This window comes from Pseudomonas sp. RG1 (assembly GCF_025910115.1).
Lineage (GTDB): Bacteria > Pseudomonadota > Gammaproteobacteria > Pseudomonadales > Pseudomonadaceae > Aquipseudomonas > Aquipseudomonas atacamensis.
Genome location: NZ_JAPCIK010000054.1, coordinates 34,896 through 43,671 on the forward strand (window position 1 = coordinate 34,896; position 8,776 = coordinate 43,671).

At 60.8% G+C, this 8,776-nt stretch carries 6 protein-coding genes; 5 read left to right on the forward strand and 1 reads right to left on the reverse strand.

The features are described 5' to 3' along the window. Positions 1 to 26 precede the first annotated feature (26 nt). Together choW and choV are read left to right on the forward strand one after the other, a co-directional pair. Positions 27 to 872: a choline ABC transporter permease subunit gene (choW, locus tag OK411_RS25940; protein WP_016772805.1), complete on the forward strand. Its 846-nt coding sequence runs from the start codon at positions 27 to 29 to the stop codon at positions 870 to 872. Continuing rightward, positions 869 to 2,047, forward strand: coding sequence for a choline ABC transporter ATP-binding protein (choV, locus tag OK411_RS25945; protein ID WP_016772804.1), 1,179 nt, complete (start codon positions 869 to 871; stop codon positions 2,045 to 2,047). The genes choW and choV overlap by 4 nt, the downstream gene beginning before the upstream one ends. 190 nt (positions 2,048 to 2,237) lie before the next feature. Here the strand turns inward: choV and OK411_RS25950 are convergent, their stop codons facing one another. Continuing rightward, positions 2,238 to 4,178: a BCCT family transporter gene (locus tag OK411_RS25950; protein WP_223630511.1), complete on the reverse strand. Its 1,941-nt coding sequence runs from the start codon at positions 4,176 to 4,178 to the stop codon at positions 2,238 to 2,240. 485 nt (positions 4,179 to 4,663) lie between these two features. Between OK411_RS25950 and betI the strand changes: the two genes are divergently transcribed. From betI to betA, 3 genes are all read left to right on the forward strand, one after another. Continuing rightward, complete coding sequence (betI, locus tag OK411_RS25955) at positions 4,664 to 5,257, forward strand: transcriptional regulator BetI (RefSeq protein ID WP_024014607.1); 594 nt, start codon at positions 4,664 to 4,666, stop codon at positions 5,255 to 5,257. A gap of 88 nt (positions 5,258 to 5,345) precedes the next feature. Then, positions 5,346 to 6,818: a betaine-aldehyde dehydrogenase gene (betB, locus tag OK411_RS25960; protein ID WP_024014608.1), complete on the forward strand. Its 1,473-nt coding sequence runs from the start codon at positions 5,346 to 5,348 to the stop codon at positions 6,816 to 6,818. A gap of 206 nt (positions 6,819 to 7,024) precedes the next feature. Further along, entirely contained in the window at positions 7,025 to 8,728 is a 1,704-nt protein-coding gene (gene betA / locus OK411_RS25965) for a choline dehydrogenase (RefSeq protein ID WP_016772801.1), read from the forward strand. The last annotated feature ends 48 nt before the right edge of the window (positions 8,729 to 8,776 follow it).

The following is an 8,776-nucleotide window of genomic DNA, read 5'->3' on the forward strand; positions in this document are numbered from 1 at the left end:
TTCCTTGCATGCGGACGTTCACTACCATGCTGATTGATCAGAAAATACCTTTAGGCCAGTACATCGCGGGCTTCGTCGAATGGTTGACGCAACACGGCGCCAACACCTTCGACGCAATCGCCGTGACACTGGAAACGATGATCCACGGCGTGACGTTTGCGCTGACCTGGTTCAACCCGTTGGTGCTGATTGGCCTGATTGCCATCATTGCCCATCTGATTCAACGCAAGTGGGGCCTGACCGCGTTCGTGGTCGCCTCGTTCCTGCTGATCCTCAACCTGGGTTACTGGCAGGAAACCATGGAAACCCTCGCCCAGGTGCTGTTCGCCACCCTGGTCTGCGTGTTGATCGGCGTGCCGCTGGGCATCGTCGCCGCGCACAAACCGATGTTCTACACCATGATGCGGCCGGTGCTCGATCTGATGCAGACCGTACCGACCTTCGTTTACCTCATTCCTACCCTGACCCTCTTCGGGCTGGGTGTGGTACCGGGCCTGATCTCCACGGTGGTGTTCGCCATCGCGGCGCCGATCCGCCTGACCTACCTGGGCATCCGCGATGTCCCGCAAGAACTGATGGACGCCGGCAAGGCCTTCGGCTGCTCGCGTCGCCAATTGCTCTCAAGGATCGAACTGCCGCACGCCATGCCAAGCATCGCGGCCGGCATCACCCAGTGCATCATGCTGTCGCTGTCGATGGTGGTGATCGCGGCACTGGTCGGCGCCGACGGACTCGGCAAACCGGTGGTCAACGCACTGAACACTGCTGATATTGCGCTGGGCTTCGAAGCAGGCCTGGCAATCGTACTGCTGGCGATCATGCTCGACCGTATCTGCAAACAACCCGACGCCAAAGTAGGGGGTGACGCATGAGCATAATTCGCTTCGAAGACGTCGACGTAATCTTCTCCAAAGACCCGCGCGAGGCACTCAAGCTGCTCGATCAGGGCATGACCCGCAACGAGATCCTGAAGAAGACCGGTCAGATCGTCGGCGTGGAGAAAGCCACGCTGGACATCAACAAGGGCGAGATCTGCGTGCTGATGGGCCTCTCCGGCTCGGGCAAGTCGAGCCTGCTGCGCTGCATCAACGGCCTCAACACCGTGAGCCGTGGCAAGCTGTTCGTCGAGCATGAAAACCGTCAGATCGACATCGCGTCCTGCACGCCCGCCGAGCTGAAGATGATGCGCACCAAGCGCATTGCCATGGTTTTCCAGAAGTTCGCCTTGATGCCTTGGCTGACAGTGCGCGAGAACATCAGTTTCGGTCTGGAAATGCAGGGTCGACCGGAGAAGGAACGCAAGAAACTGGTCGATGAGAAACTCGAACTGGTCGGCCTGACCCAGTGGCGCAACAAGAAGCCGGACGAACTCTCCGGCGGCATGCAGCAACGCGTCGGCCTCGCCCGCGCGCTGGCCATGGACGCCGATATTCTGCTGATGGACGAACCGTTCTCGGCTCTCGACCCGCTGATCCGCCAGGGTCTGCAGGATGAATTGCTGGAGCTGCAACGCAAGCTGAGCAAGACCATCGTGTTTGTCAGCCACGACCTTGATGAAGCACTCAAACTCGGCAGCCGCATCGCGATCATGAAGGACGGCCGGATCATCCAGTACAGCGTGCCGGAAGAAATCGTCCTCAACCCGGCGGACGACTATGTGCGCACCTTCGTCGCCCACACCAATCCGCTCAACGTGCTCTGCGGCCGCAGCCTGATGCGCACGCTGGACAAGTGCAAACGCATCAACGGCTCGGTGTGCCTGGATCCTGGCGGCGACTCGTGGCTGGACCTGGCCGAAGGCAACACCATCAAAGGCGCACGCCAGAACGGCTCGGTGCTGAACCTGCAGAACTGGGCACCGGGGCAAGCAGTGGAAGGCCTGGAGCGCAAACCGACGCTGGTGGACTCGAACATCGGCATGCGTGACGCGCTGCAGATCCGTTATCAGACCGGCAACAAGCTGGTGCTGCACGATAACAATCATGTGGTGGGGATTCTCGGCGACAGCGAGTTGTATCACGCGTTGTTGGGCAAGAATCTGGGGTAAACCCCGCAGACACAAAAACGCCGCGAGATTATCGCGGCATGATCGTTCCCACGCTCCGCGTGGGAATGCAGCCCGGGACGCTCCGCGTCCCACAACAGCGGACGCAGAGCGTCCATTGATGCATTCCCACGCGGAGCGTGGGAACGATCATGCAAAAGGGGCTCAATCGAGCCCCTTTTGTTTTAGCTGTTTAGCTGTACACCCGGCCAAGAAGCTGCCGATGGCTTTCAAACTGATCCAGCACATCCCGCGTAATCTGCTCAGGAGTGAAGCCCATCAAGTCGTAGTCCTGGCTGCCATTGTGCAGATACACCTCAGCGCGGTAATAACGCTGACGCGCTTCATCCGACTGCGCCGATTCGGTCGGGGTCGCCAGATAACCATCCAGGCTCACTTCGTAAACGAAAGGGTTGCCCTCTTCCATCTCGACCCGCACCCCCATGCAGCGCTTGGCCTTGCCCAACAGCGTCTGCACTTCAATGCCCTGATTGCGCAATTGCGCCGCCGCATCCTCCAGCGCCGGGGTGACGTGCTTGTCCATGAAGCGCTGCACCACCGATTGGCTCGGCTGCAGATCCAGTTGCGTCAGGCGCTCGCTGAAACCACGGCGCCCGCGCTCGGCCAGTTGCGCTTGCTCCTGTTCGATCTGCACGTCCTGGCGCATCGCCTTGTGCAGGCCGAACATGAAGCAGATCAGCACCACCGAAAACGGCAGGCCGGCCAGCACGACCATGGTCTGCATGGCTTCGAAGTTGCCGGCGAACAGCAGGCCGATGGTCACCAGCGTGATCACCACCGACCAGAAGATCCGCAGCCAGTGCGGCGCGTCTTCATCGACGTTGCCGCCCTTGCAGGAAAGATTCGCCATCATCACCGCACCGGAGTCGGCCGGGGTCAGGAACAGCACGAAGCCGACAAAGATCGACACCCCGATGACGACTTTCGACGCCGGGTAATGCTCAAGCAACTGATAGATCGCCATCGACGGCTGTTCCAGCGCCGTCTTGCCCAGCTCCACCGCGCCCTGGTTCATCACCAGATCCAGCGCCGAGTTACCGAAGATCGACAGCCACGCCAAGGTGAAGCCCAGCGGAATCAGCAGCACGCCAGCGACCAGTTCACGCACGCTGCGACCACGGGAAATCCGCGCAATGAACATGCCTACGAATGGCGCCCAGGAAATCCACCACGCCCAGTAGAACAGCGTCCACAGGCCCAACCAGCGGTCGGACTTGGCGCTGTCGCCTTCATAGACGTACAGGTCGAAAGTCTTCAGCACCACGCCGTTGAGATAGTCACCGATGTTCTGCACAAAGCCGTTGAGCAGGTGCAAAGTCGGGCCGAACAGCAGGACAAAAATCAGCAGGCCGCTGAACAGCACGATGTTCAGGTTGGACAGACGACGAATGCCGTTTTCCACACCCGACACGGCAGCGATGGTCGCCACGGTGCTCATGACGATGATGACGATCAGCAGGTTGGTGTTGCTGTGCTCCATGCCGAACAGGTTTTCCAGCCCGGACGACACTTGCAGCGAGCCAATCCCCAGGTTGGTCACCAGCCCCAGCAGGGTCACGAACATGCCAAAGCCGTCCACTGCGTGCCCGGCGGCGCCTTTGACCCAACGCTCGCCGACCAATGGATACAGCGCCGAACGCAACGCCAGCGGCTGGTTATGCCGATAGGCAAAATACGCCACGGCCAGGCCGACCAGTGCATAGATCGCCCAGCCGTGCAGGCCCCAGTGCAGGAAAGTCAGTTGCACCGCCTGACGCGCGGCCATGTTGGTGGCCGAGGTGCCTTCCGGCGGATTGAAGTAGTGATCCAGTGGCTCGGACGCGCCGAAGTACAGCAGCGAAATGCCGATGCCCGACGAGAACAGCATCCCCGCCCAGGCGCCGTAACTGAAATCCGGGGTGTCGTCCTTACTGCCCAGTTTGAGTTTGCCGTACGAGGAAAACGCCAGACCGACCACGAACACCAGGTAGGCGGCGATCACCACCATGTAGTACCAGCCGAAGCTGCGCGACAACCAGGCCTGGGCCATGCCCAACATTCTGCCGGCCTCTTGCGGGGCGATGATCAGAATGGCGGTCAACAACAGAATCAGCGCGGTCGAGGTGTAGAACACCCAACCGTTGACCGTCACCTTCTCGGGCGGGGTCTTTATTAGCGAGGCAGAACTCATGGCACAAATGCTCCAGGCAGTGCGAGAGAAGAACACAAGGCATCACGGAACCCGACCAATCGGTTAGTTGGCAGCCGACCGGCGGGTGATATAAAGACACTCCGAAAAAAGCCCGAACCTGCCGAAATGGCGTTGCTATTCGCTTTCGTGGCCAGAGGCGACGGACGTTCATCCGAAACCTGGCCCCGAGCGTCTTGCCCTTTCAACACGTCCATCGAATCGCGAACCGCGCCATGCCCCACGCAGGTTTCGAGCCGTTTCAGGTGTCGGTTTTTATCGTCATTACGCGTAGGAATTTTCTGTAGGCAGCGACGAATTGTCGCAGATCTTATTCTTTGTTGATTGAACGTTCAATCAAAACAAAATAGACTGGCCCTCAATCCGATCGGCGTCATTCGCCCCTCGGAAGGCCTAAGGAGATGTGCAAGATGCCCAAGGTCGGTATGCAACCCATCCGCCGCCAACAACTGATCGAAGCCACTTTGCAAGCGGTCGATCAGGTCGGAATGGGGGACGCCAGCATTGCGCTGATCGCCCGTTTGGCCGGTGTCTCGAATGGCATCATCAGTCATTACTTTCAGGACAAGAACGGCCTGATCGCCGCCACGATGCGGTACCTGATGACCGCCCTCAGCGAGAGCGTCACCGCGCGCCGTCAGGCGCTGGCAGATGACAGCCCACGGGCGCATCTGCAGGTGATCATCGAAGGCAACTTCGACGCCAGCCAGGTCAATGGCCCGGCAATGAAAACCTGGCTGGCCTTCTGGGCCACCAGCATGCACCAGCCGTCTTTGCACAGGTTGCAGCGGATCAACGATCACCGTCTGTATTCCAACCTGTGCTGCCAGTTCCGCCGTGTGTTGCCGCTCGAAGATGCGCGCAATGCCGCCCGAGGCCTGGCAGCTTTGATCGACGGTTTGTGGTTGCGCGGCGCGCTGTCGGGGGACGCTTTCGACACGGCGCAGGCGCAACAGATCGCTTACGAATACATGGATTTCCAATTGGCCAAGAAGGTGAGCTAGAGCACACAGAAAATGCTCGGCCCCTGAACTCCACCGCAGCGTCATCGCGGTGGTCAACGCCAACCACCAATGCACTTGCGAGGACACTATGGCCCGTTTCGAACTGCAAAAACTCTACATCGATGGCGCGTACACCGACGCCGGCAGCGACGCCACCTTCGAAGCCATCAACCCGGCGAACGGTGAAGTCCTCGCACTGGTGCAACGTGCGACCAAAGACGACGTCGAGCGCGCTGTGGTCAGCGCCGAAAAGGGCCAGAAAATCTGGGCCGCGATGACCGCCATGGAGCGTTCGCGCATCCTGCGCCGCGCCGTTGACATCCTGCGCGAGCGCAACGATGAGCTGGCTGCGCTGGAAACCCTGGACACCGGCAAATCCTTCTCCGAAACCAAGTACGTCGACATCGTCACCGGCGCCGACGTGCTGGAATACTACGCAGGCCTGGTGCCCGCCATCGAAGGCGAGCAGATTCCGCTGCGTGACACCTCTTTCGTTTACACCCGTCGCGAGCCGCTGGGCGTGGTCGCCGGTATCGGCGCGTGGAACTACCCGATCCAGATCGCGCTGTGGAAATCCGCTCCAGCCCTGGCCGCCGGTAACGCGATGATCTTCAAGCCAAGTGAAGTCACCTCGCTGACTACTCTGAAACTGGCCGAGATCTACACCGAAGCCGGCGTGCCGAACGGCGTGTTCAACGTCCTGACCGGCAGCGGCCGCGAAGTCGGCACCTGGCTGACCGAGCACCCGCGCATCGAGAAAATCTCCTTCACCGGTGGCACCGACACTGGCAAGAAAGTCATGGCCAGCGCTTCGGCTTCGTCGCTCAAGGACGTGACCATGGAACTGGGCGGCAAGTCGCCGCTGATCATCTGCGACGACGCCGACCTGGATCGCGCTGCCGACACGGCGATGATGGCCAACTTCTACAGCTCCGGTCAGGTCTGCACCAACGGCACTCGCGTGTTCGTACCCGCGCACCTGAAAGCCGCTTTTGAAGCCAAGATCGTTGAGCGCGTTGCGCGCATCCGCGTCGGCAACCCGGAAGACGAAAACACCAACTTCGGCCCGCTGGTCAGCTTCCCGCACATGGAAAGCGTGTTGGCTTACATCGCCAAGGGTAAAGAAGAAGGTGCACGCGTACTGTGTGGTGGCGGTCGACTGACCGACGGCGAATTCGCCAAAGGCGCGTTCGTGGCGCCAACCGTGTTCACCGACTGCACCGACGACATGACCATCGTCCGCGAAGAAATCTTCGGCCCGGTGATGGCGATCCTCTCCTACGAAACCGAAGAAGAAGTGATCCGCCGCGCCAACGACACCGACTTCGGCCTGGCCGCCGGTATCGTCACCAAAGACCTGAACCGCGCCCACCGCGTGATCCATCAACTGGAAGCCGGTATCTGCTGGATCAACGCCTGGGGCGAGTCCGACGCAAAAATGCCGGTCGGCGGCTACAAGCAGTCGGGTGTTGGCCGTGAGAACGGGATCAGCTCGCTGAACAACTTCACCCGCATCAAATCGGTACAGGTCGAGCTGGGCGATTACGTCTCGGTGTTCTGATCTGACTCAGAGTCCGGGTGGGGCCATTGTGGCGAGGGGATTCATCCCCGTCGGGCTGCGAAGCGCCCCCCCTCCAGACACTGCAATTCTCCAGACAGAACCAGTCGCTGACTCTGCGACTGCTGCGCAGCCGAACGGGGATGAATCCCCTCGCCACAGGTGCGCGGTCACAGTTGACCTGACCAACTTCAAAGAGGGTGCATTCAATGTCCCAAGAATTCGATTACATCATCATCGGTGCCGGCTCGGCCGGTAACACTCTGGCGACCCGTCTGACTGAAGACGAAGGCGTCACCGTTCTGCTGCTCGAAGCCGGGGGGCCGGACTACCGCCTCGACTTCCGCACGCAGATGCCCGCCGCGCTGGCGTTCCCGCTGCAGGGTCGTCGCTACAACTGGGCCTACGAAACCGATCCAGAGCCGCACATGGACGGTCGCCGGATGGAATGCGGTCGCGGCAAGGGCCTTGGCGGCTCTTCGCTGATCAACGGCATGTGCTACATCCGTGGCAACGCCATGGACTATGACGGCTGGGCGAAACTGCCGGGCCTGGAAGACTGGTCGTACCTCGATTGCCTGCCGTACTTCCGCAAAGCTGAAACCCGTGACATCGGCCCGAACGATTACCACGGTGGCGACGGCCCGGTCAGCGTGACCACGCCGAAAGCCGGCAACAACCCGCTGTTCCACGCCATGGTTGAAGCCGGCGTGCAGGCCGGTTACCCGCGCACCGAAGACCTCAACGGTTACCAGCAGGAAGGCTTCGGCCCGATGGACCGCACCGTGACGCCGAACGGCCGCCGTGCTTCCACCGCGCGTGGCTACCTCGACATCGCCAAGAAGCGTTCGACCCTGACCATCGTCACCCACGCCCTGACCGACAAGATTCTGTTCGAAGGCAAGCGCGCGGTCGGCGTGCGTTACCTGATCGGCGACGCTGAAGAACGTGTTGAAGCCAAGGCGCGCAAGGAAGTTCTGCTGTGCTCCGGCGCCATCGCTTCGCCGCAGATTCTGCAGCGCTCCGGTGTCGGCCCGGCGAAACTGCTGGAAAGTCTCGACATCCCGGTGGTCCACGATCTGCCGGGCGTCGGTGAAAATCTGCAGGATCACCTTGAGCTGTACCTGCAATACGCCTGCACCCAACCGGTTTCGCTGTATCCATCGCTGCTCTGGTACAACCAGCCGGCGATCGGTGCCGAGTGGCTGTTCAACGGCACCGGCATCGGCGCCAGCAACCAGTTCGAGGCCGGCGGTTTCATTCGTTCGCGTCCGGAATTCGAATGGCCCAACATCCAGTACCACTTCCTGCCGGTGGCGATTAACTACAACGGCAGCAACGGCGTGAAAGAACATGGTTTCCAGGCGCACATGGGCTCCATGCGCTCGCCGAGCCGTGGTCGCATCCAGGTCAAGTCCAAGGATCCGCGCCAGCACCCGAGCATCCTGTTCAACTACATGGCCACCGAGCAGGACTGGCAGGAATTCCGCGACGGCATCCGCCTGACCCGCGAGATCATGCAGCAGCCGGCCCTCGACGCCTTCCGTGGCCGCGAAATCAGCCCGGGCATCGACGTGCAAACCGATGAGCAGCTCGACAAGTTCATCCGCGAGCACGCCGAAACCGCGTTCCACCCGTCCTGCTCGTGCAAGATGGGCACCGACGAGATGGCCGTGGTCGATGGCGAAGGTCGTGTGCACGGCATGCAGAGCCTGCGCGTGGTCGATGCCTCGATCATGCCGATCATCACCACCGGCAACCTCAACGCGCCGACGATCATGATGGCCGAGAAAATCGCCGACAAGATCCGTGGCCGCAAGCCGCTGCCGCGCAGCAACGCTGCTTATTACGTGGCGAACGGCGCGCCGGTGAAGGGCAAGCCGATGCGGGATATCACCCCGGTTACGCAATAAGTCGTAGTACCTCCCCTGATCGTTCCCACGCTCTGCGTGGGAATGCAT